At 52.2% G+C, this 1887-nt stretch carries 1 rRNA gene; it reads right to left on the bottom strand.

Annotated elements, in window-relative coordinates:
- Nucleotides 1–148 precede the first annotated feature (148 nt).
- Nucleotides 149–1682: ribosomal RNA gene (locus Ga0451573_RS18830) — 16S ribosomal RNA — on the bottom strand.
- Between the last annotated feature and the right edge of the window lie 205 nt (nucleotides 1683–1887).

Below are 1887 nucleotides of genomic sequence, written 5' to 3'. Positions count from 1 at the left end.
TTATCTTGAAGGATTTTGGTCCCTCAAAACTAAACAGTGCTCGACTGTTCACTGGTGAACAGTCTTGAGAGATGGTTGATCGACCTAGGATGTCGGCAGTTCAGTTGAACTGCCTCCCCAATGCTTTCGCTTGGGTTAGTCTCCTTAGAAAGGAGGTGATCCAGCCGCACCTTCCGATACGGCTACCTTGTTACGACTTCACCCCAATCATCGGCCCCACCTTCGACGGCTGCCTCCTTACGGTTAGCTCACCGGCTTCGGGTGTTGTCAACTTTCGTGGTGTGACGGGCGGTGTGTACAAGGCCCGGGAACGTATTCACCGCAGTATGCTGACCTGCGATTACTAGCGATTCCGACTTCATGCAGTCGAGTTGCAGACTGCAATCCGAACTGGGACCGGCTTTGATGGGATTTGCTCCAGGTCGCCCCTTCGCCGCCCATTGTACCGGCCATTGTAGTACGTGTGTAGCCCAGAACATAAGGGGCATGATGATTTGACGTCATCCCCACCTTCCTCCGGTTTGTCACCGGCAGTCTCTCTAGAGTGCCCAGCTCTACCTGATGGCAACTAAAGATAGGGGTTGCGCTCGTTGCGGGACTTAACCCAACATCTCACGACACGAGCTGACGACAACCATGCACCACCTGTCTCCCTGTCTACCCGAAGGCAGAAGTCCATGTTTCCATGGCGGTCAGGGGATGTCAAGCCCTGGTAAGGTTCTTCGCGTTGCGTCGAATTAAACCACATACTCCACCGCTTGTGCGGGCCCCCGTCAATTCCTTTGAGTTTCAGCCTTGCGGCCGTACTCCCCAGGCGGGGCACTTATTGTGTTAACTACGGCACAGAAGGGGTCGATACCTCCTACACCTAGTGCCCATCGTTTACGGCGTGGACTACCGGGGTATCTAATCCCGTTCGCTCCCCACGCTTTCGCACCTCAGCGTCAGTTGTATGCCAGGAAGCCGCCTTCGCCACTGGTGTTCCTCCTAATATCTACGCATTTCACCGCTACACTAGGAATTCCGCTTCCCTCTCATACCCTCAAGAAATCCAGTTTCAGAAGCAAGCTGACGGTTAAGCCGTCAGTTTACACTCCTGACTTAAATTCCCGCCTACGCGCGCTTTACGCCCAGTAATTCCGGACAACGCTCGCCACCTACGTATTACCGCGGCTGCTGGCACGTAGTTAGCCGTGGCTTCCTCCTCAGGTACCGTCATTTGTTTCTTCCCTGATGACAGAGTTTTACAACCCGAAGGCCTTCTTCACTCACGCGGCGTTGCTCCGTCAGGCTTTCGCCCATTGCGGAAGATTCCCCACTGCTGCCTCCCGTAGGAGTCTGGACCGTGTCTCAGTTCCAGTGTGGCCGATCACCCTCTCAGGCCGGCTACTGATCGTCGCCTTGGTAGGCCCTTACCCTACCAACTAGCTAATCAGACGCGGGCTCATCCATAAGCGGATTTCTCCTTTGATTATCTCTACATGCGTAAAAATAATGTTATGCGGTATTAGCACCCGTTTCCAGGTGTTATCCCCCTCTTACGGGCAGATTGCCCACGCGTTACTCACCCGTCCGCCACTAAAATTAGCAAAAAGCAAGCTTCTCACTAATCTCCGTTCGACTTGCATGTGTTAAGCACGCCGCCAGCGTTCGTCCTGAGCCAGGATCAAACTCTCCATGAATATCTTTAGTGACTTCCGCCACTATTCTTCATAAAATAAGCTTGATTAGCTCTCTTTTGTTCGTTGTTGTTTCGGAATTACTCAATTTCTTAGACGAGGTCTAATTATTTGAGTTAGTTGTTTCTTTACCAATACGGCTTAGCTCTCGGCTAACGTTTATTGGCTCGTTCACAACCATCTCTCCACTGTTCAGTTTTCAAAGACC

Origin of the sequence: Phosphitispora fastidiosa, assembly GCF_019008365.1 — a bacterium.
Lineage (GTDB): Bacteria > Bacillota > Thermincolia > Thermincolales > UBA2595 > Phosphitispora > Phosphitispora fastidiosa.
The sequence above is the reverse complement of the archived record's forward strand: the minus strand, read 5'-3'. Positions and strand labels throughout refer to the sequence as shown.